Consider the following 23458-nt stretch of genomic DNA (forward strand, 5'->3'; position numbering starts at 1 on the left):
AGGTTGAATGCCACAGTACTTAAAAAGTATGGATACAGGGAAAATATTCAGTTTTTCCGAAGAGCGCGCCAAATTACCTAATATGCAACTCATTCATGAGTTTGACGAATTAAAAGGATTATCGAATGACTCTATTGAAAACTTAAGTTATTTATCGAAATCGGTCACGGAAATGACTAAACGAGAGTTGATTGCGTTTGCGTCTCATGAGTTTCAAGTGGTGTTAGATGGCGCTGATCCCAAAGCGGATTTATTAGAGCAAGTCACTCAACTGATGCAAGCGCGTGAAGCCAACGGATGATAGCGGCAGACATCATTGTCAGAGCAGCTCGATTGTTAATGGATGAGCAGTTTGAGGTGTTTTCCATTGGGGAATACCTCACCTATATCTCTGATGCACAGCGTACCATTCATAAACACCGACCGGATGCTAACTCAGTGAACATGGTCATGCGTTTGATTCCAGGCGCGAAACAGTCCATACCCACAGATGGTTATCGGCTGCTACGAGTCACACGCAATATGGGTGCTGATGGCAATACAATGGGAAGTGCGATTATCGAAGCGTCAAAAGCAACGTTTGATGCCGAGTTACCTCACTGGCCGACGATAACGGACAGTCGTATCCAACATTTTCTATTTGACGATATTGACCCCAAATCTTTCTATGTGTATCCCGCTATCGCTCAAGATGCATCTCACTATGTTGAGCTTATCTACTCTAAGACGCCAATGGAAATAGGGAGCACACGGCAATCATTAGAACTGCCGGACGAGTATGCCAATGCAATACTCAATTGGGTGCTATATCGCTGTTATACAAAAGAGAGTGTCGCGGCTCAAAATCTACAAAAAGCTCAAAGCTACTATCAACTTTTCGCCCAGGAGGTGAATGGCTCATTACAAATAGAGTGGGCAACGTCCGGCGAGCAGAAAACTTCTTAATTTATCATGGCTGATTTAATTGAATTAATACCGGATATTAAACCGGATGTTCCCACTGCGCCGGATTTGTCTATTCAGCGTTATTTAATCTTGAGCGCGATTGAATTTTTTAGAGAGTCGGAAGTTTGGAAAGTGGACCTAGACTCAATCGCGTTGGTTGAACATCAAAGTGATTATACGTTAACGGTTCCGAAGGATACGAGAACAACACACTTAAATAGTGCTGTGTTTGATGGAAGACGAAAACTGACTCACGTCACTAGTGAAAAGCTGAAAAGTTATCAACGATTAGCGAGCAGTCATGCGGCTCCATTGCTTATCAGTTTGAATGGCTCCGATATTTCATTATGGCCTACGCCGGATAAATATGTAGATGGAAAGTTTTTACAACTCACGGTGACGATTGTCCCCAAGTACATTACAGTCTCTATCCCTGATGAATTGCTGGAAGAATGGCGATTAGCATTAACTTATGGAGCGAAAAGCAAACTATTTCTATCACCGAAAAAAGAATGGACGGATATTAACCTTGCACAATACTACCAACAATTGTTTCGCTCAGAAATTCAGCGTGCCAAAGCTAAATCGATTGATAATGGGGGCGTGGGTGTTCGAGTCTCGAATCGATTCTTTTCTGGCTCTCGTAGACGAGTAAAAATGCATTCATGATAAAGATTGTAAAGTTTGTGGGTGTTGTTCCCCGTGTTGATAAGCGATTATTGACGGATAATCATGCTCAGGTCGCAGAAAATTGTCGGTTACTCTCAGGTGCGTTGGAAGCATGGAACGAACCAAAACTATCAGCAACCATTCAAAGTGCGGCCTCAACGATATATCGTTATCAGGACCGTTCATGGTTCGAATGGAACAAAACTGTAGATGTGGTTCGTAGTCCGGTGAATCGAGACATTTATAAACGAGTCTACTGGACAGGGGATGGCGAACCCAAGATGACGGTGAGTAATATTGCCGACAATAGTTCTGCACCATATCCTAACAATAGTTTTCGGTTAGGTGTTCCAAGCCCGTTAAATCCGCCAACGGTAGAGTTAGTCAATCCACAAGTTGATTTGCCCGCCGCCGATGCTGCCAAAGTTGAGGACAGGTTTTATTTATATACCTTTGTTTCAGCCTATGGTGAAGAAGGACCACCTAGCCGACCCTCTGCATTGATTGAATGGAACGAAACCAAAGATGTTTGGTTAAGCAATCTGCAAACGTCAATTTCAGGCGATTTCAACATAGCCGCCATTCGTGCTTATCGTACTAACGAAGGTCAGTATCAGTTTGTAAAAGAAATTCCTTTCGGACAAGCCACATCAAGAGACTCAAAGCTCTCTCAAGACTTGGGCGAATTATTACCGTCACTGAATTGGCTAATGCCGCCAGCGGATCTGGAGGGGTTAACGTCGATGAGTAATGGCGTGTTAGCAGGTTTTCGTGATAATCAGATTTGTTTTAGTGAACCGTTTCAGCCTCATGCTTGGCCAGAAGATTATCAACTCAGTGTCGATTTTGACATTGTGGGCTTAGGCACATTTGGCAATAACCTGGTCGTACTGACAAACGGATTTCCTTACGTCATTACAGGCAGTCACCCCAGTTCCTTTATCACAGAAAAAATAGAAGTGGCTCAAGCCTGTGTAAGCAAAAACAGTATTGTTTCAATGGATGCAGGCGTGATTTATGCCAGTCAGGACGGTTTGGTCAATGTGTCGTTTAATGGAACTCAGTGTTTTACCAAATCACTCTTTACCAAAGAAGAGTGGAGTAAGCTTAATCCATCTTCTATAAACGCTGCTTGGCATGATCAAAGATACATCGCTTTTTTTGAAAGTAACCAGGGCAATAAGGGGTTGATTATTGATCCTAAAGATCCGCAAGCGCTGACGTTTGTGGACGATTTTGCTCAAGCGCTTTTTCTCGATATCACACAAGACACGCTTTACTTTGCTCAAGCTAATGGAAATCAGATTTATGAATGGAATCATGGAGAAAACAAAAAACAATACCTATGGAAGTCGAAAGAATTTGTGCGACCTTATCCGGTTGCTTACTTTTTTGGGCAAGTCGATGCACAGTCTTATCCGTTAACGCTGCGGATTTATCAAGACGGTCAGTTAGCGGTAACTAAAGTGATAAAGGACTCAAAGCCTTTTCGACTGCCAGTTAAAAAAGCGACAAGGGCATGGGAGGTTGAAGTCAAAGGGCAGGCGACAATCAACACAATCTACTTAACGGAAACAATTAACGAACTCCAAAGGATGTGATGAAGCAAAACTATCGCGGTATTCCCGCGCTACCCACGTCGATATCACAAGATATACGGCGACCGCTTGAAGCGATTAAAGCGAATATGGAACGCATTACCGGGCAAGTCGGTAATAATCCCGTTGTGACGGTCAGGGACTTGCAAGACGTGACCACTTTTATTGGTCAAAATAATTTTCCCTTTAGTTCCTTCGAAGAAGCCTGGGAAGATAAAACCGCCGCCGATTGGATTCATCGAGAAGGGACTGGGCAACTATCATTCCCAAACAGTGGCATTGTTGGAGGACGAGTACTAAGAGCGGAAGGTTATTGCTGGCGAAGTGGTCCACGATTACTGCCCTATAATCCTTTGGGTTTATATACCCTTGAAGCACGAGTCAGAATGACTCAAGCACCGACGGATGGAACAAGAGATAAAGTGTATATCGGTGTCGAAGGTATAGCGTCTGATGGTGTGACACTGATTAATGCCAGTGGTGCAAATTCTTATACTGGTCAGCACTACATTGCGGCGGCTGGTTTTGAACTGGACCAAGTGCCTCTTGGTGAATGGGTCACATTGAAAGGTTACTTTAGTGGGTTAGGCGTTAGCGTTCGTTCGCCATCCATAAACCAAAACGAACCGTCACCTTTGTTTAATAGTGTTGTTTATTTTCGGCCCGTCTTTATTCTAAACGCCAATGAAGGCGATGGCGTGATGGAGTTAGACTATCTATCGGTCGGCTCCAATGCTCAAGGTTCGAGCGTTAACTTTAGTTTTTACCAAGATAATGAACCCGTTGGTTTTAATGTGGGTGATATCTGGTTTGATACGGACGATGGCAATCATCAATATTATTTTAATGGCTCAATATGGGTTAGTGTTCAAGACCAGAAATTGATTGAAGCGTTATCGGCGGCGGCTAATGCGTTGAGTGCCGCTGATGGAAAAATCAAAGCTTATTATCAAACAACACCGCCGAAAAATCCTGATGATAATATTGATGAAGGGGATTTGTGGTTTGATACGAATAACGGCAATCATATTTATCGTTGGGAAGCAAATACCTGGATAGATGCGCAAGACTCCAGTATTGCCGCTGCCATTTCATTGGCTAATGATGCACAAACCACTGCTGATGGAAAAGCCATCATACACTATGAAAGTGAAGCACCTTCGGGCAAGTCGATTGATGACCGTGGTGACCTTTGGGTTGATATCGACAACGACCATCGTGTGTATGTGTGGGATGGTTCAAATTGGCTTGTAGCTCAGGATTATATTGAAGCCAAAAATATTGCGACTCAAGCATTGGCACAAGCGGCTAATGCACAATCGACCGCCGATGGAAAAATCGTTACCTATTTTCAGGACTCCGAACCCGGTGATGGCAGTGTCGGTGATTTATGGTTTGATACGAACAATGCAAATAAAGTGTATCGTCATAATGGGAGTCATTGGGTATCAAGTGACGACAATCGTATTGCCCAAGCGATTAGTGATGCGCAAAGTGCTGTCACTATCGCGGATGGAAAAGCCATTGTGCATTATCAAACCACTGCACCGGGAGGGAAGAATGCATCCGACCAAGGTGATTTGTGGGTTGATACCAATGATAGCTATAAGCTTTATGTTTGGAAAGGGGCGCAGTGGGTTTTGTCGCAAGATTGGAGTGCTGCGAATCAAGCGGCTCAATCAGCAGCCACTGTTTATACTTTTAATACCCCTCAACAATTACCTCGTAATACCGATTATTCAGGCGCACTTAAATACCAATTTAATCCAGGGGATGAAGTAGGAACTGGATATTTAAGTGTAAAACTCGGTGATGCAGAAAGTGGCACACGAGTCAGTTTTAACGGACAAGAATTAGAGGGGTTTTCCAGTCCCGATAATGCAGAGCTTTGGTTTACCTTTCCCATTCAAGTCATTTCTGGAACAAATGAGGTTGCTCTTTGGTCAACAACGAATGATCTCGCTGTGTTAATCAGTATCGTAGTGACAGTGGGAGGTATTGGCGATCCACAAGCCATACTGGACGCACAGGCCGCACGAGCCATTGCGAACGATGCGTATACTCAGGCACAACAAGCGTTAGCCAACGCCGCGAATGCTCAAACCACGGCAGATGGGAAAATTGTTGCTTACTATCAAAGCTCTGAACCCACTAACGCGAGCATAGGTGACTTGTGGTTTGATACCGATGATGGCAATAAAATTTACCGCTTTGATGGTTCCGTTTGGTTATCGGCGCAAGATTCACAAATTGCACAAGCGATTAACAATGCACAATCGGCACAGACCACCGCTGATGGAAAAGCTAAGGTTTATTATCAAAATTTTGCTCCAACAGGTTTAATGCCTAGTGATGAAGGTGATTTATGGGTAGATCTCGACGATTACTTAAAACTATACGTCTGGAACGGAACAAATTGGATACTAGCGCAAGATTGGTATGCCGCATCGCAAACCGCCAATTGGAACCAAATTAACGGATTGCCACTGGACTGGTTGACTCAAAACTTACTGGATCTCAGTCAATGGACAATTGGACAGCAAGGCAATCATGGAGCGTTTCAATCCATCGGTTACAGCTCAGAAAACAAAGTGATTTTAGGCGTTGGCCCTTATGGACACTCAGAACCTCTGTGGCAATGTGGTGTTGATAGTCACAATGACGCTGATGGTGGCTGGAATCATACGGTTGATCGTTCACAAGGTTTTGATCCAAAGAAATCTTACCGCCTTACGGTATGGGCTAAGCAAACGAATAGTAACGGCAGTATATACATTGGGTGTGGTGATTCGTCCACCACTTATCTCAATGGCACAGATAATACCAATCCCTATTTTTGGTATGGTGATTTGCCTCAAAATAATAAATGGTATTTGTTAGTCGGCATTGTTCATGGTGAGGACTATACTGGCCCAGCGTCAGGTATTACCGGTGTCTATGATCCGGTTAATGGCCAAAAGGTACTCAGTGGCACTGAGTATATGAATAAATCTGGCGTTTCCTCTCAGGTGCATCGAGCGTATCTTTATTATTCTACCGATTTAACAAACTATGCCTGGTTTGCTCGTCCTCGAATGGATGTTCTGGATGGGAATGAACCCACACTTGAAGCATTAATGACAGCTAATGCCACCTTGAATATTCATCAAGACTGGAATGACATTAGTGGTAACGGATTACCGGATGATAACGCTACTCAGAATCAGATCTATCGGCAAGCCACTGCGCCCAATGGAACAACGGGTGATTTCTGGTATGACACAGATGATAGGTTGCTTTATGAGAATCAAAACGGTCAATGGTTTTTAATCGCCAACAGTTTTGATAGAACGAGTGATTTAGTTGATGATGCAGGGTATGCACTATCAGCACAATGGACGAACTTAACGGGTAGACCCGCTGATGGTTTAATCATGAATGCGCTTCAACAGTGGAGTGACGTTCAAAATCGTCCCGCCGATAACAACATTTTAAACAGTGTGGTGGAGGCGCGGTTAAATGCGTCTGTTTACTATCAATCAACGCAGCCAGGAAGCGCAAATATTGGTGATGTTTGGATTCGTTCATCGACAAGCCAAATGTATGTGTATCGCTCTGGAGGCTGGCACGCGGTGGGGGCTTCTCTTGCGATTACCTCTGCGAACATCGCTACCTTTATTGCTAATGGTGCGATAGGTAATGTGCAAATTGGGAACGCGGCTATAGGTGCGGCGAATATTCAGGATGGTTCCATTGTTCGTGCGAAAATAGCCAACGCTGCCATTGGCAACGCTCAAATAGATAATGCAGCGATTAACAACGCAAAAATTGCCGACTTAGCCGTATCCAATGCGAAAGTTGCCAGTTTATCCGCAACCAAGTTGACCGCTGGAACCATAGGCGCGCATACTGTGAATGTGGGAGATTCACGCATTGCGTTGGATGGTGCCAATAAGCGAATTGATATTCGCGACACAGCTAATCACCTGCGAGTTCGGTTAGGGAACGATGGCTCTGATTTTGGTCTGGAAGTTTTTAACAGCTCAGGACAAAAAGTTTTTGATGCGGATGGGATGATCACGCAATACGCACAGAACCCGACCTGGATTGCACATTATCCAACTACTAATAATATCACCTATCAATACGGGTATGTTTATCGAAGTACGCCGACTGGCCCCATTGAGGCGAAGTTAGGCATTAAGTTTGTTCGAGATAATGTAGGGAAAAATTATACGATTGCGTCCGTTGAAGGCAACGTTGCGGAACTAAAATCATCAGGAAGTAAAATATCCAGTTTCAACACTCAAATTTTCTACGATATCGAGAGTGCTGCTGCCACTCAATATCATATGTTTCGTATTTCGCAAGTGCCTAAGTTGACGGTGCGTAATGATCGCGTTGATTTCTCTGTACCTGCTAACTACACCTCGTCGATGCGTTATAAAAAACATTGGTTACCTTTAAGCAATGCGGAAGAGTTGATTTCTAACATTGAAGGCGGGACTGCAAAATGGCGAAGCCAAAAAAGAGGGCATGAACGGTTTATCTGCTTTAAAGCAGAAGAGGTAGCGAAGTACGAACCGTTAGCCGTAGGCTTTGATGAAAAAGGACGTCCTGACTCTATTAACTATAACGCCATTGTGGTTGCACAAAATGAGGTCATAAAAAAACAAAAGGAAAAAATTGAGGATTTGGAAAAGCGATTACAAAGGATTGAACAATGCCTAGTGGACTTACAACAGGCGGCATAGATTTAGACGACATCTTTTTGCCGTATACCAGTGGGCCTAAAGCGAGTCAAACGGGCTATCAAGTCAGTGGCTCGGATTTAGCCAATCGTTATGCGCCTTATACCAGTGGCGAAAAAGCGAGTGTTACCGGTTATCAAGTTGCTGGCAATGACCTTGCTAATATTTTTGCGAAATATGTTGAGGTTGGATTGAAAGGTGGGACCATCAGAGTCATTCGTTTTATGGGCAGGGCGCTCGGCAGTTGGATATTTAAAACTAACGGTGAGGTCGAAGCTCTCGGTGGTTTGGTCAATCCCCATGAAATTTGGCTACCATCAGGAAGCGCCAGTGATTATGACATTCGATTTACTCATTTATCAGGCAATACACCATCCGGTGTCTTTAATAGTTGGATGAATTTATCGAGAACACGGCGATTTACTTTATCAACGAATGGCAGCCACAAGACTTGTTCAGTGAGAGTGGAAATCAGAAAGGCTGGCGCAAATACGGTGTTGGTATTCAATGATTATCATATTCACGTAGAAGCGGCCCCCGCATAAGGAGAGTTATGAAGTTTACGGAAGTCCCCATCGAAGAATGTTGGGATGATATTAGGGAATGTGTCGAAAAAGTACAGAAAACCATTAACGCCAACTGGTCAAGTGATGATGTATTTGACTATTGCTATGAAGGTCACGCCGCTGTATTTGTTTGTGACGATGGATTTATTATTTTAGAGCCGAAGCTTGAGCCGTTTACGCACAAAAAGCAGCTCTTGTTATGGATAGCCTATGGTAAGAAAGGAAGGATTAATCTGACAGAAAAGTATGCTGATGACATTATGGCGATAGCTAAATCCATTGGTGCTGACAGTGTTATTGGTTGCAGTTCTCGTGCTGGCTGGTCGAAAAAAGCGATTGATGTAGGATGGCACTACTGCTATTCGGTTTATGAAAAGGAGGTGACTTAATGGGCGGCGGAGGAGGCGGTAGCGCTCGAATTGATGAAACGCCGGAAGAACAGAAGCTCGCTGAAATCGCGAAACAAAAATGGATAAGATACAAAGAGGAGTTTAGGCCGTTTGAAGACAAACTCTATTCAGAGCTGCGTATGGATGAAAGCGATCACAGAACAGCAAAAGGGATAAACACCGCGCATTTAAATCAGCAATACAATCAGGTTCAGCAACAGGTACAAGAGCAGCAACGAAGGCAGGGGACAAATCCCAATTCAGGCCGTTATAAAAAAGCGTTGGATAAAGTGTTTAATGCTCAATCCCAAGGAACCGCTTTTCAACAATCACAAACGGATTTGGATGTTGAAAATCAGCATTATCTGGGGTTGCAAAAAATGGTCAATATTGGGCGGGGTATTCAAGACGATTCCGAAGCCGGATTAATGACGGTCACGAATGATGCAGCTAATCAAGCGGCTCATCAGGCTGGGCTCGCCAGGAAGCAAACCAACAACAACGCATCCGGTTTTGGTCAGTTCGCAGGGATGGCAGCATCAGCCTGGGGGAATCTACGACAGAGTGAGGAGCAGTGATGCCTATTAATGACTGGGAAACTCAGTTCAATGAATGGAGTCGCGGCGATGACTTTCGTAACTTTATTTATAACAACACGAACAATGGAAGTTTAGGCGGTGGTGGTGGAATTCAGCCGCCTTCTATTAATCCGGTTAACGAGCCAGAAAACGAAGAAATAACGATGCAACAAATACTCAGTTATCTGGATAATCGTCTGGCGAATAACCCTGATAATGTTGGATATACCCCCACAGGAAACTATCAAGGAGAAAACTATTTTCCACATATTAATCCCAATGACGATGATTATGCCTCGAAAATTAGAGCGAACATTGCCGAACAAGAGTATCACGATTATCTGCAACGTTTTAAGCCGATGGAGCAGGAGTTGATGTGGTCCGTGGATAATCCATTGTTAAAAGCTATTGATCAATATCGAACCACATCGAATGTGCATTCGGCATATCTGAATACTAATGCACAAAAGAAACGCACGATGCAGCGTTATGGGTTGCAAGTGGATGGCACCAGCGTAAAAAACAATGTTATTGCTCGAAGTGCTGCGCTGGCTAAAGCGCGCAATGAAACTCGTCGAGCAGGCAAGCAAAGAGACATTAATATTATGGGAGGTGGACTCAATGCATCGGCATCGACTCGACTCACACAAGAAGGAGGCAGTTAATTGGCAGGATTAACCGGTTATGGACGACATACAGCGCAACAGTCCACACGCATGTGGGACCATTTGTCTAAAATGGAAACGCAGCGAAATCAACAAAATGAGCAAATAGAAGTCGCGGAAGATATGGCGAAACAGCAAAGTGTATCGACGGGTGCAGGCATGGGGGCGACGGTTGGCGCTTCAATGGCAACAGGTGCAGCTCAGGGTGCGCAGTTTGGGATTTATGGAGCGGCCATTGGTGCAGTCGTTGGGCTATTGGCCTACGAATTATTTTAAGGAGGTAATGTGGCAGGGTTTATGGATGGCTTTATGCAGGGCTATGAATTTACCGAAAGACAGTTTGACCGATATCGACAAAGAGAGCGACAAGATCAACTCGACCGCGAACGTCAGGAAGATCGGACGTTTAATAAAGATATGGCAAGCAAACAGCTTGGCCTACGGCAACGACAGGTTGAGTCTTCTGAAAAAAGTGCGGAAGTGAATCGCCAGTTAGGTGGCTTGCAGATGAAGCAAATTAATCAAAAAATGGAACATACCAAAGAAGATAGAGAGCGAGGCGATAAAAAGCGCGAGCTGGAAGCATCGATATACCGTGTACAATCGGCAGTGCAGGATTTAAAACAGGGAAAGCAAACCTCTTTAGATGAAAAAACGCTCGATACCTTACGCCCCTATTTGGATAAGGGCCGTTTTCAAGAAATGAATGAATTATCGAGTCGATTGCAAAACTTAAACTCCTTCCAAGATATTAACCAGCCGGATGTGTTGGAAGCCATTAACAAAAATACCACCTATGCCGAGCAAATTAAAAGACGTATCGGAAAAGATTTGATCGGTGAAGAAGGTACGATAGAAGATGTAGTGATTTCCAAAATTGTTCCTGGCTCTAAGGAAGGGACGGTAGGCTTTCAGTTAGATGTATTGGCGAAAAAGAAAGATGGGACAAGGTTTCAGACGCAAGTGTCAGCCACCAAAAATGGTGAAGTCTTAGAACTGCCCATTGAAACCGTAATGAACGATATTAAAGGGCGAACGTTGTTGCCAGTAGCTATGCGTGAAATGATGGCTGAATACATTGAAGTAGGGGGACAACTCCCACAGTCTCAAGGCCAGAAATGGCATTTAAAAGATGGTTGGTTTTTTGATGAAAAGTCAGGACGGCGAGAGTTTGTTGGCATTGATGGCAAAGGTGGTCAATCCAGCTCACGAGGGGGAACGGATAAGTTGTCAGGTAAAGCCGAAGAGTTAGCTTATCTGTTGTCAAAAGGATTGCCACTCGATGAAGCGATAAACAAAGTTTACACAGAGAGGGGACCGCATTTTCATGATGTGGTTTTAAAACGACTGAAATCTATCGGTCAAGAAAATGAATTGATGCCCAGTGATCAAAAGCTCTCACAAGACGAAATGTTAGGTATGGCCATTAAACAGGCTGAGCAAATTATGGCTGATCGCGAACCACAAGAGTCAACCGAATCAGATGGTGGGTTAACAGTTCCTCAAACTCAAAGACTGGAACAAAGAAAGCCAACACTTAAACATTTAAAACTCTTGCGAGCGAACCCTAAACTGCTACCTAAATTCATTGAAGCGTTTGGACTGAGTCAAGTACCCAAAGATATTCCTATCGGTCAATACGCGCCACAAACATATTCTGGTCTACCGACTAACTTTTAATTTAATCAGGACGAAATATGACAGAAAGACAGGATGAGTCTGTTCAAAATAAGGTTAATAACTATGTATTGGATGAACCCAACCCCTTTTTAGAATCCCAAGAGCAATACAACCCATTTCAAGATCCACAATACGATGATCCTGACCTCGATAAAATGAGTACGGGTGAATACTTTTCATTTTTGGGTGATCAGTTTTATGCTGGAATGCAGGATCATAAAGCGCGCTCACACTTTAGTTATGCACAAAGCCTTGTCTCCGATAGACCTATGAGTCTTGAGCAACTTAAACCTTACACACAAGATGGATATCTTACAGATCCAAAACTCCGTAAGTATGTAGATACGATGATGGTAGGCGAAGCTGATAATGAAACTCTTCATCAGCTATGGATGGATTTTGCACGAGACGATATTCTCAAAGCCGCTAGCAAAAGTTTAAATAAGGCCAGAGAACATCGAGCTATTGCTGCGGAGTACCCTTCTAGTAAACAAGCTCAAAATTTATTAGCGACTGAGGAGTTTTCTAAATCTGTCCAACAACTTGTTGAGTATCCTGGGTTAGTTGGAGAGGTTGGATCTCGTAGCGGATACACCTCAATAGTCACCGCTTTAACTGCCTTACCTGCTGCGGCAGTGCATCCAGCGTTAGGTGCAGTTGTGATGGGGGGGAGTTCGGCTAAAAATGAGTACACGAGCACAATTATTCAGGAGTTGGAAAAAAATGGTATTGATCCATTTAACTTGGAACAATTACAGGCGTCGCTAGATAATGAAGAGTTAATGGAGCCGATAATTAAAAAAGCAGCTATTCGAGGTGGTTTAGTTGGTTTCTTTGACGGTGTTTCTTTCGGTTTAGCCGGAAAAACGATGGCTCCAAAAGCTTTGGCAGGAACGGTTTCTGGAAAAGCGATTAATTTGTTTAATCAAATGGCTGTTCAAGGTTCAATGGGCGCAGGAGGTGAGTTATTTGCTCAATTAGCCACAGAGGATAAGGTCAAATTTGGACAGGTTGTAGCGGAATTTGCTGGGGAATATGTTACAGCACCGATAGACGTTACCATTGCGACTGCTGGCACCATTATACATGGGTTAGAAGAACAGGAGTATCGTGCTTTTGAGAAGTTAATGAATGATCAAGAGCTATCGAAAAATGATGAGCAAGTATTAAGAAATGCCATTCAGCGTGGTGTGAAAAAAGCGAATGTTCGTGTTGAGCCAACATTAGGTGAAATGGTTGTTGATGCCGATGAGTTGACTAACGAGTCTAATTTATCAGAGCCAGAGCAAGCATCATCATCCACGAAAGAAAACATTGAGCAAACAAAAACAGAAACAGAAACAGAAGCTCCAAACCCCATTGTTGAAGCAGTTGAAAAAGAAGTTGTATCGAGTGATGTTGAACTGAACAATAATTCAGAGCCAGAGCCAGAGCCAGAGCCAGAGCCAGAGCCAGAGCCAGAGCCAGAGCCAGAGCCAGAGCCAGAGCCAGAGCCAGAGCCAGAGCCAGAGCCAGAGCCGGAAGTCTATTCCGATGCTCAAAGCTTTTACCTAAAAGAGCTAGGTCAAAAAATCCCTTCGAAATCTAAGCTAAAAAAACATTTTCATTTAACAGCGGATGAAGTGAAGAATATTAGTGTTGATGACTTGAAAAGCAGAGTTGAGCAAGTTATCAAAACTAAGAAGCCGCTTGATTTATCTGATAATGTGAATCGAGCAATCAGTGAGCACTTCTTACAGTCTGGAGTCATAGAGCAAGATGTGTATCGAGAATCGCTTGCTGACTTAGAAGAGTCGAAAGTAGATTTAGATGATAGAAGTGATCTGGAGAATCCTGGCTCTGTGATAGCACCAGAAGTCGAGTTTTGGAAAAAGGAACTCGAAACCAATATCGGCAAAATAGATCGACATTATATTAATAGAAAGCTAAAGGAGAGGTCTAATACAAAATATCCTAAACCTGTTACTACCAACGAGGTAAAGGCGGTGCAGGAAGCTATTGAGGCGGGGTTAACTCATATTGGAAGGAATATTGTCGAACAAGGAAAAAGCCGCGAAGAGGTCTTTAGCAAGCTACTTAAGTTGATGGATGAACAGCCTAACCTTAATATCCGAACGACGACTTCGATAAAGAATCAAGCTTATTCAACGCCTTTACCTTTGGCCTATCTGACAGGCGTGTTAGCAGGGATTGATCAGTCAAAGTCTGTGATGGAGCCGACTGCTGGCAATGGCATGTTATTGGTTGCGCGTGGTAACAAAGTGAAAGGGATAATCGCAAATGAAATAGATTCAACACGCTACAAGCATTTACAGCATTTGCAGTACCCTGCTTCTCGACAAGATGCTTCGCAGTCATTTCATAAATCTTTTCATAAAGCATTCAGAAGTGTTGTGATGAATCCGCCTTTTGAAAAGTTAGAGAAGCCTGTGAGTATTGATGATTTCGAATTTAATAAACTCGACCACCTCATTGCCGCTCGTTCATTAGAAACAATGAGGGACGATGGCCGAGCTTCCATGATTATAGCGGCTAATAAAAAAGAAGGAAAACCCACAGGGCAAGATCGTGTCTTTTTTAACTGGTTATATTCAAATTACAATGTTGTTGATCATTTTGAAGTCAATGGGGAGCTGTATAAAAAGCAAGGCGCAGCTTGGCCACTGAGAATTATCTCTATTGAAGGACGACAAAAATCTGAGCGTTACTATCCTGTTAATCAAACCGTTCAACGCTATTCTGATTGGAATGAGATATTTGAACATGTCAATGATATTGTGCAGAAAAGGGAGGTTGAGCAGACTAAAACTGATTCTAGCGAAAGGAAGGAGAGTTTAAAGTCTAAGTCAGATAATAAAAAAAGTGATAACCAAGCTTCAAAGAAAAAGACACAACCCACACCGGAAAAGCAACCAACAACGGCGAAAGCGAATAAAGGGGTTAACAAGTCCCGGTATCAGGAAAGTTACCAGTCAAAAAGCGAGGGTGCTAATCAAGCGGTATTAACACCCACGGCAATGGCAAGCTCTATTCAAAAAGCGCTCTCTGAATTAGAGTTCCGAGTGGGAAATTTGGATGAGTTCGTAACGAAAGAACTGCAATACGATTCAGTCAATGAGACGCACCAGTATTTTATGGCGTTACAAGTCGATGCAATAGCAGCGTCAATTAATGCCATTAAAAACGAAAAAGCCGTGATCATTTCGGACCAAACAGGTATTGGGAAAGGAAGACAGGCCGCAGCGATTATTCGTTGGGCAAAGCTAAATGGATATGTGCCAGTTTTCGTCACCCAAAAACCAAATCTCTACACAGATATGTATTTCGAAGTGCAAGACATAGGCGATGAAGTAAAGCCGTTTATTTTGAATGATTCTGTAGGTATTTCAAAAAATGATGAAGTGATTGTCAAAAAAGTGTTTCCAGGCTCTAAAGTCAAAGAGCGGGATATGAGTCATATCGAAGATACTGGCTTTTTACCGGAAAGATTTGACTCTCTGTTTATGACCTACGACCAAGTAAAGCATCCTAGCTCAACAAAGCGCCGAAATATTTTAAGGAAGGTCGCACCGAATGCGGTTTTTGTTCTGGATGAGGCGCATACCGCTAGTGGTGAAAGTCAACTAGGTAAACTTTTTATGGAAGCATTAAGTGAGTCTAGAAGAGCGGTTTATTTGTCAGCAACCTGGGCAAAAAGACCAGACAATCTCCCACTGTACTTTTTAACCGATATCCAAGATGCGACTGATTCAATTGATCAGTTAATCGATGCTGTAAAACAAGGTGGACTGCCCCTGCAAACGGTCATATCGGGCGGGTTAAGCCAAGTTGGACAACTCTTTCGTCGTGAACGTGATTTGAGTGGAATAGAGATTGTAACCGAAGTTGATGAAAAAAATACTGAGCAGCATGAAGGGTTAAGCAATAAAATCAATAATGTCTTAAGAGCCATTGTTCAGGTGGACGAAATGGCAAGCGATGTATTGGTTGATGTCGTGTCGAAACAGAAAAATGGCGAAGACGGTCGAGGCGGCTTTGATATTAGCGGTGCTAAAAATAATATGCAGGTGCAAGTCGAGCATGCTCAGTTCAGCAGTCAGGTTCATAATTATGTTAAACAGATGTTGCTACTACTGAAAGCAGACGCCGCAGCCGATAGAGCCATCGAAGTTCATAAGAGAAATGAAAAGCCTGTTATTGTTCTGGATAATACAATGGGCAGTTTTCTACAAGACTATGTGAATACGCATGGCTTAAGTGTCGGTGATGTGATTGAAGGGATTGATTTTAAAGATGTGCTTTTTAATGTACTTCATAAAACTCGCAGCGTGAGTGTCAAGGAAGCGAACAGTAACAAGAGTCAATCTGAAGCAGTGTCCCTTGACTCGCTGCCCAAACATCTTCAAAGCGTCTATAAGGATATAGAGAAGAAAATCAGGCAAATCGATCTAACAGATTTACCCGTTTCACCGATAGACTGGATAAAGCATCGCTTACAAAAAGAGGGAGTGTCAGTAAAGGAGCTGACGGGTAGAACACACCGAATTGATTACAGTCAGACAGAAGCGGTTTACGATAGCCTCGATGCAGAAGAAGTGGCCAATCGTCGTCAATCAATCGATGAGTTTAATGATGGGGCATTGGATGCGCTGATTCTTAATCAAGCAGGCTCGACAGGATTATCAATACATTCTAGCGAGCGCTTTAAGGACCAGAAAGTTCGCCATATGATAATCGCGCAGGCTGCCGCCGACATAAATGTATTTATGCAAATGTTGGGTCGAGTCAATAGAACTGGACAGGTTGTACTACCGAAGTTCACACGATTAGAGCTTAATCTGCCTACTGAGATACGACCAGGAGCGGTACTGTCAAAGGCATTATCATCGCTGAATGCGAATACAACGGCTGATACTCAGTCATCTAACAGTGTGAAAAGTGAAGATTTTTTGAATCCTTATGGGGATATCGTCGTTTTCAACTACTTGAAAGAAAATGAGGAAGTGACTTATCAGTTAGGTTTGTCGAGTGTATTAAAACAAAAAAGTCCTGAGCGGGATTTAGCAAGGCGAGCAACGGGGCGCGTTCAATTGTTACCTATTTCTCAACAGAGGGAGTTTTATCAAGTCGTCGAGCAATCTTACAAGGAAGAAATTGAGCTTCGCAATAAATTAGGGACCAATGAACTAGAGCCGAAAACATTGAAACTGGACGCCAAAATCATTTCATCAGAAACCATTTATCAAGGAAAAAATCCTAGTTCGGTGTTTAGAAAAGATGTTGTTTTGCATCTGGCAGATGTTAAGAGATTGGGGAAACCACCCAAGCCGGAGGATATTCAAAAGGAACTCAATAAACGACTAAAGGATACTACTCCAGAACGAGAGCTAGATAAGTTCCAGAGTCAAATGGAAAGTGACTTGAGCTATGAAAATCTACTTAAAAAACGTATTGATAAGGCCAATCAAAAAGTTGAGGGAAAAGATTCTACCAAACTAACGGAAAAGGGGCTGTCTACTCTGCAAACTACGGTTGCACAAGCTGAATCAAAGCTAGCCACCTATCGAAAGAATAAAGCCGAAATTAATCAGCGACTAAAATCATCGACCATTGGGACTCATTTGAATATCGAAGTGGAAGGAGAGATATTAAACGCGATTATTTTAGATGTGAAATATACTCATAAGAAAAGTAAAGGAAACCCGTATTCGACAAGTAAAATCAAGTTCCGGTTGATGATTAACTCAGGTGCTCGTGAGCTTCATGTATCTTACAGTCAATTGTTTCCCCAGAGCGGTTTTGACCGTGAGGCGTTATGGAAAGGTACACTTAAATCGTCTGGGCTGGAAGCATTAGACGAGCTGTTCGACCCGGCTTTATCGGAGAACCTACGTGAAAAACGTTACATTGCTACAGGTAATCTATTGGCGGCGATGACCAGTGTGAAAAAGTCTGGACAAATTACACACTTTACAACCGCCGATGGCAGAACGATTCAAGGAGTGTTGTATCCGAGAAGTTTTAATCAGAAAACCGACCTTGCAACCAGTCGTCCGGTACGAACAGCGATAGAAGTGAGACGCATACTGGATAAAGTCAAAGGCACAGAGAATGCAAAGGTAGGGGTGGCTTCTAGTGGTGGTAAAGTGCGCTTGTCCTACAACCGACAAAATGAGTTTCGGATTTCTCTGAAAGGACAGAAGAAACGGAAGATGGAGATAGCCGAAGATGTAATTTTGAAGGACTACATTCAAAATGAGTTTGCTGGCAGTAATGGTGTTTTATCTGCCATAGTCAAACCTGAGTTTGAAATGGATGCTATCAACCGCATGCTCGAGCTTGAGTCTTTTTCGGTTCTTAAGTCGATTGATGAAGGGGAAAAGAAAACCATTAAAATCAAAGATTGGTATTTATCCAAATCACATATTGACAAGAAGCCTGATAAACCAATTGACAGACAAGTAGTTGAGCGAGTCGTTGAGGATTTTAAAAAGAAATACCAGGGAACGGCAAAAGTTAGAGTGGAAATTAAGAATAATCCAGAGCAAGTGTTTGGTGAAGAAGCGAGGCACGATATCATTCATTCCGCGTTTAACCCTAATCAAAACAAGCTTGTCATTTTTTCTGAAAACATCGAGAGCAAGCGCCATCTAAGACAGGTTTTGCAACATGAGCTGATAGTTCATTACGGGTTGAGGCAGCTTTTACCTATGACCACGTTCAATCGTATCAAGAGTCATATTTTAAAAAGTGACTTATTATCGGTTAGACGATTGTTACGGGAAATTAATTTCGACTATCAAGGGCTGACGATGAATGAGCTAGCAGAAGAAGCGTTAGCACGCTTGGCAGAGTCAGAACAAAGTCAGTTACAACAACTTTTTAATCAATTAGTTGTGACCATTCAAAAAGGTTTACGAAAAGCATGTGTTCTACAAGCACCTATCACACTGACTGAAATGAAGCAGTTAATCACACAATCTGCTGAACAACTCACGCAACCTGTGAATCTTTCTGAGGCCATTAGCGAGCAGCCAGTTATGATGAGCCGCAGGCGTCTGCGACAGCTTACTAAGAGTGGTATTTTTGAGTTGTCTAAGTCTGCATATCAAAATACTCTAAAAGCCGCTAATGAAATTAACCAGGCTCAAGTTTGGGCAAACATTCGCGATCAACATTTGGCCTTGGTTCCTACTCGCTATTTAAAAGACTATGCTCATAAAGATACGCATGGTATTGCGAGCTACATCAACGTTGAGCAAAAAATGTCAGGAAGACGAAGTGAGCTTCAACGACGAGCAGACAAAGTAGTTGATGGTTGGCATCGCTGGGCAGTTAAAAACGAAGAACAGCAAAAGTTACTGGCTGATTTAATGACGAAATCAACGATAGCTGGCGTGGACCCGTCAAAGCCGTATCAACCACTTTCTGATTGGGAAACCTTTAGAAGTCTCGAAAAAGAACTCAATGCAGATATCGAAAAATTTAAGAAGCTTGCAAAAGCCACACAAGGGAGCGAGCGCCAGCGAGAGTTTTATATCAAGATAGAACAAGCTGGAAAGAAATTGAGGGATGAAAAAGCGAAGGTCTTTCAGGAGATGAAAAGGGCCAAAGCAAAGCCTTTGATTGACAATCAATGGCGCTTATTATCTAAAGAGGCTCAAAACTGGTACACGACTGTGCGTGACGCTTATAAAAATCATGTCAATGAAATGCAGGCGGCTTTAGAAAAACGCATCGAGCAGGAGTTTATCGACGAGGAGCAGCCAAAGAAGTTAATTGACCTTCGAGCACTCTTTGAAAATTCTCGTGTCCAGGAGCCGTATTTTCCTTTGCCGAGATTTGGTGACTATTGGGGACTCACTCGCCAAAAAGTATTTACTGATGAGGGTGTCATGAAACCCGGACCAATCATTGAGTTTCAACTGTTTGAGAAGGAGTCGGATTGGAAAAGCTACATTGATGCGCAATCTCTCAATAATGAGGTGATTGTGGATGGCGGGAAAAACACTGAAGCACTTAAGGTGTTGGATAAAATCGACCCTGAGTTTGTTAAGACAGCGATGAATATCATTGATACCAAAGTTGGTAGTTTGGATGATAAAGCGAGAGCACAGGATGATATATGGCAACTCTACTTGATGACACTGCCAGACCTTTCAGTGCGAAAACATTTTATTCACCGAAAGAAAACCCAAGGGTGGCATCAGGACCAGATTCGAGCTTTTGCTAAACAAATGTTCCACGGCGCACATAATATCAGCCGCATTGAATATGGTGCGACATTGCAGAAGCTTTTGAAAGTTGCTCGCGAAGAACGAACGAATGTGCCGATTAAAGAACGGCCAAAATATTCAGGTGTAGTGACCGAGTTAATTAAACGCCATGACTGGATCATGAGTCCACGAGATTCCAGCTTTTCAGCGTTTGCTACGTCTGCGAGCTTTCTTTGGTATTTAGGGTTTAGTCCCGCAGCAGCCATGCTCAACATTACTCAGAATTTCTTAACAGGCTTGCCTATATTAGCGGCTAGAACACAATCGCTAATGAATGGCACTTCAACTGTTAAAGCTTGGGGGTTAGCTTCAAAAGAAATATTAAAGGCAAGTGGTCAGTTTGTCAGAGGTGCGCATGTTGATAAGCATTTGTCAGGAGATGAGCTTAAGGCGTTCAAACGTGCAGAAGCATGGGGGATTATTGATAAAACTCAATCAATGGAGTTGGCGCAGATAGCAGAGCATGGAGAAAGCTTCAATCAGAAAACTAAGCGAGTGATGGAATGGGCAGGCTTTCTGTTCCACCATGCCGAAAGGTACAATCGAGAAACGTCATTTATTGCTGGCTATAGGTTAGCTCGCCAAGCAGGTCGTAGTCACGATGGGGCTTTTGCGTTTGCAGTTGAGTTTGTTCAAGACAGTCACTTTAATTACTCAAACTCTAATCGCCCTCGAATAGCTCACAAGGACTCGCAAAAGTCGCATTTATTTTTAGACAACACTCTTTGAATATGGCCTACCGTCTTGCGCGTGATTTCCATAAAGCCATTCGAAAAGCGGATTACTCAAAGGAAGAGCGACAAGTTGCTAGACGTCAATTGACAGGTATTCTACTGATGCACACGTTAACGGGTGGCATTCGATTTGGGTTGCCCGTTGTATTTTTTGCGGCATCAATTATCGTTGAGGCATTTATGGATGATGAAGACGATCCTTTTGACCTGGAACATTGGTTGCGCTGGTTCCTAGCTCAAAATCTAGGTGAGTCAGGTTCCAGAGCAATAATGGATGGTGCAGTAAACTCAGCAACGCCTATTGATTTAGCATCACGAGTCAGTTTATCGAACCTGTGGCTAATGGACCATGAAAAGGAATCAAGTAATCGAGAGAAGTTTTCTGATTATTCGACACAGCTTCTTGGCCCCTTCTTTGGCATTTTCCAGCGTGCAGCGACGGGGCTTGATATGTTTGGTGAAGACAATTGGAGAGCAATGGACTATCTAACACCAAAAGCTGTACGAGATTTAAGTAAGGCCGCACGATTCGATAGTGAAGGCGTAACCAATATGAGAGGGGATGACATCATCTCTGATGAAAAAGTGACAGTACCGTTTTTAATCTCTCAAGCGATTGGTTTTACGCCCAGTGATCTAAGTGCTCAATACCGGGAAAATCAGTTTTTGAAAAATATTGATATAAGGTTGGCACGACGAAAGCGAAATTTATTCTTACGTTTTGCTGATGCTTTAGAATCTGGTGATAGCAGTGATTATGATTCAGTAATAGGTGATATCCAGGCATTCAATCAAAAGAATCCTGATATTCAAATTAGTGCACGTCAATTGCGTGTATCTATTCGTAACAAGCTGAGGAGCCATGCAACCCAAATGAACGGTGTATACGCAAATAAAAAGCTGTTAAATAGACTACGAAATGTGCAGTACATAGACTAATTTATTATTCTATAGCAATAAGAGTTGTAATAAAGATGGCTCAAATTCTGACTAATAAAGTGGTTTCGAATTTTGCTCATGTTCAAGAGGACTCTGGATGTCGAAGTTAAATAAGGTGGTTGGCAGTAGCATTTTTTGGGTTTTGTTAACGGGGTATGCCTATGCAATAAGTACGGCTAAATATCACGGTTATCTATCTTTGATGAAGCTAGACACAGATGTGATGGCAAGAGACTTCCACCAGATAGTATACAACGGGTTCGTGTTGAATTTTGGTTGGTTGTTTGGTTTTCTCTTAATGTATTATCTATTTAGTCCACTATATATGTTTGTGTTTTACCCGCTTATGGTTCGATATTCTTTCAAGCGAAAGCAAGTATATATAAGAAAGGGGTTAAGGTGGTTTTGGAGTGCAAACCGAAAGGAATATCCTCTTATTATAAATAAAGTTAGCGCGAACTCAATTAACTTGTTATTTTCAATTATTGCCCTTGTTTTTGTGATATCAATTCTTAAGTTTGAAAAGGAAGGTAAAGAAAGTGCAAGAGAAATGATGTGTTATTATTATGCTGCGCCCGAAGCAAGGAAAAATTTGAAGGTGGTCATCAATAATCAGCCTAAAGAGCTTGCAACTTTGGGGTGTGGAGCAAAAGTCTGTGCTGGCATTCACTGGGATACCCAGGAAGTCGAGTATTTCCCTAATGTAACTGGCGTTTATCACAGAGCCGATATTTTTGACATTCTAGGAAAACTTCATACAAGTAATAACGATACTTCACGCAAGAAAAGACAGGAAATAGCAGATAAGTATGAGTTGTGCATAAAGAAAAGTGTAGAAGAAAATTAAGTGCCATCAAGGAAGGCAACAATATTGTTATGTCATTTTCTCGGGGTGAACCCCTGTATTTATGGGTAAGAGTTGTATTTGCTAATATCATTTGGCATTTTCATAATACTTAGAGGTGGTTTGTTTCAAAGCTTTATGTTTCACTATGCACATGTCTGTTGGTGCAAGCAGTATCTTGTAAAATATCAAAATGGGATGTTGTTAGGGCTTGTTTTATGGAGGATTGTATTGTGGACATTTCGCAAGCTTCTTTATCAAATTTTTTAATCGAGAGAATCCGTGAGCGGTGTAAAGATTTAGCTAATTCTAATGAGGGGGAAGATTTTAACGGCCTTGCTAAAATCTTTCCAGTAGCTAGTCCCAGTGACATTCTGGAGTTAGAGCGAGATCTAGGGTTCGATATTCCTCACTTTTATGCTACGTTACTTACCGAAGTCGGAAATGGAGGTTTCGGGCCGGGATATGGTTTAGCTGGTACTAAAGTAGGAGCAAAGTCGGAGGACTACTATATTGCTGAACTCTATCATTATTTTCGAGAAAAGCCAGATGATGATCCTGGTTGGAGTTGGCCAGAAAAACTAATCCCAGCAGCGCATTTAGGTTGTGGGATGTATTGGTGCATTGATTGCCGTGATGAAAAAGGTAGGGTTATTTGGTTTGAGCCAAATCCACGCGAAGTAGACATGCCATTAAGTGAGTTTTTAATGCCCCTAACAGATTCAATTGAAGAATGGTTTCAAGGTTGGCTCAATGATATTGACTTTATGGAACCAGCCTATGAAAAATATTTTCCGAAGCATTATTTTGAATGATTTTTAATCTATAACAGCATGGTTAATGAA

The 23458-nt window shown here is 42.5% G+C and carries 13 protein-coding genes and 1 pseudogene; all 14 read left to right on the top strand.

Features of this window, described 5'->3' with window-relative positions; translation table 11 throughout:
- Positions 1-7 precede the first annotated feature (7 nt).
- The 14 genes and pseudogenes from NH399_RS16705 (at position 8) to NH399_RS16770 (ending at position 23428) form a co-directional block, all read left to right on the top strand.
- Positions 8-301, top strand: a complete 294-nt coding sequence (locus NH399_RS16705) for a hypothetical protein (protein ID WP_253042086.1) — start codon at positions 8-10, stop codon at positions 299-301.
- Positions 298-945 carry a DUF6682 family protein gene (locus tag NH399_RS16710; protein WP_253042088.1) on the top strand — a complete coding sequence of 216 codons (648 nt, stop codon included), beginning with the start codon at positions 298-300 and terminating at the stop codon, positions 943-945. Before NH399_RS16705 ends, NH399_RS16710 begins: the two co-directional genes overlap by 4 nt.
- A 6-nt stretch (positions 946-951) precedes the next feature.
- Positions 952-1614 (top strand): hypothetical protein, encoded by a 663-nt coding sequence (locus NH399_RS16715; protein WP_253042090.1) that lies wholly within the window; start codon positions 952-954, stop codon positions 1612-1614.
- Positions 1611-3215, top strand: coding sequence for a hypothetical protein (locus NH399_RS16720; protein ID WP_253042092.1), 1605 nt, complete (start codon positions 1611-1613; stop codon positions 3213-3215). The genes NH399_RS16715 and NH399_RS16720 overlap by 4 nt, the downstream gene beginning before the upstream one ends.
- On the top strand, positions 3215-7945 hold the full coding sequence (locus NH399_RS16725) for a hypothetical protein (RefSeq protein ID WP_253042094.1): 4731 nt from the start codon (positions 3215-3217) through the stop codon (positions 7943-7945). The genes NH399_RS16720 and NH399_RS16725 overlap by 1 nt, the downstream gene beginning before the upstream one ends.
- Entirely contained in the window at positions 7915-8487 is a 573-nt protein-coding gene (locus tag NH399_RS16730) for a hypothetical protein (protein WP_253042096.1), read from the top strand. Before NH399_RS16725 ends, NH399_RS16730 begins: the two co-directional genes overlap by 31 nt.
- A gap of 8 nt (positions 8488-8495) precedes the next feature.
- On the top strand, positions 8496-8897 hold the full coding sequence (locus NH399_RS16735) for a hypothetical protein (protein ID WP_253042098.1): 402 nt from the start codon (positions 8496-8498) through the stop codon (positions 8895-8897).
- On the top strand, positions 8897-9475 hold the full coding sequence (locus NH399_RS16740) for a hypothetical protein (RefSeq protein WP_253042100.1): 579 nt from the start codon (positions 8897-8899) through the stop codon (positions 9473-9475). The genes NH399_RS16735 and NH399_RS16740 overlap by 1 nt, the downstream gene beginning before the upstream one ends.
- Positions 9475-10140 carry a hypothetical protein gene (locus tag NH399_RS16745; RefSeq protein WP_253042102.1) on the top strand — a complete coding sequence of 222 codons (666 nt, stop codon included), beginning with the start codon at positions 9475-9477 and terminating at the stop codon, positions 10138-10140. Before NH399_RS16740 ends, NH399_RS16745 begins: the two co-directional genes overlap by 1 nt.
- Positions 10141-10416 carry a hypothetical protein gene (locus NH399_RS16750; RefSeq protein WP_253042104.1) on the top strand — a complete coding sequence of 92 codons (276 nt, stop codon included), beginning with the start codon at positions 10141-10143 and terminating at the stop codon, positions 10414-10416.
- Positions 10417-10425: 9 nt separating this feature from the next.
- On the top strand, positions 10426-11820 hold the full coding sequence (locus tag NH399_RS16755; protein ID WP_253042106.1) for a hypothetical protein: 1395 nt from the start codon (positions 10426-10428) through the stop codon (positions 11818-11820).
- Between the two features lie 3134 nt (positions 11821-14954).
- Positions 14955-21769: pseudogene (locus NH399_RS16760) on the top strand (PLxRFG domain-containing protein).
- A gap of 97 nt (positions 21770-21866) precedes the next feature.
- The gene (locus tag NH399_RS16765) at positions 21867-22616 is read left to right on the top strand and encodes a hypothetical protein (protein ID WP_253042108.1); all 750 of its coding nucleotides are present in this window, start codon (positions 21867-21869) and stop codon (positions 22614-22616) included.
- A 230-nt stretch (positions 22617-22846) separates the two neighbouring features.
- Positions 22847-23428: an SMI1/KNR4 family protein gene (locus NH399_RS16770; RefSeq protein ID WP_253042110.1), complete on the top strand. Its 582-nt coding sequence runs from the start codon at positions 22847-22849 to the stop codon at positions 23426-23428.
- The last annotated feature ends 30 nt before the right edge of the window (positions 23429-23458 follow it).

Origin of the sequence: Pleionea sp. CnH1-48 (genome assembly GCF_024124665.1) — a bacterium.
GTDB lineage: Bacteria > Pseudomonadota > Gammaproteobacteria > Enterobacterales > Kangiellaceae > JAMXSB01.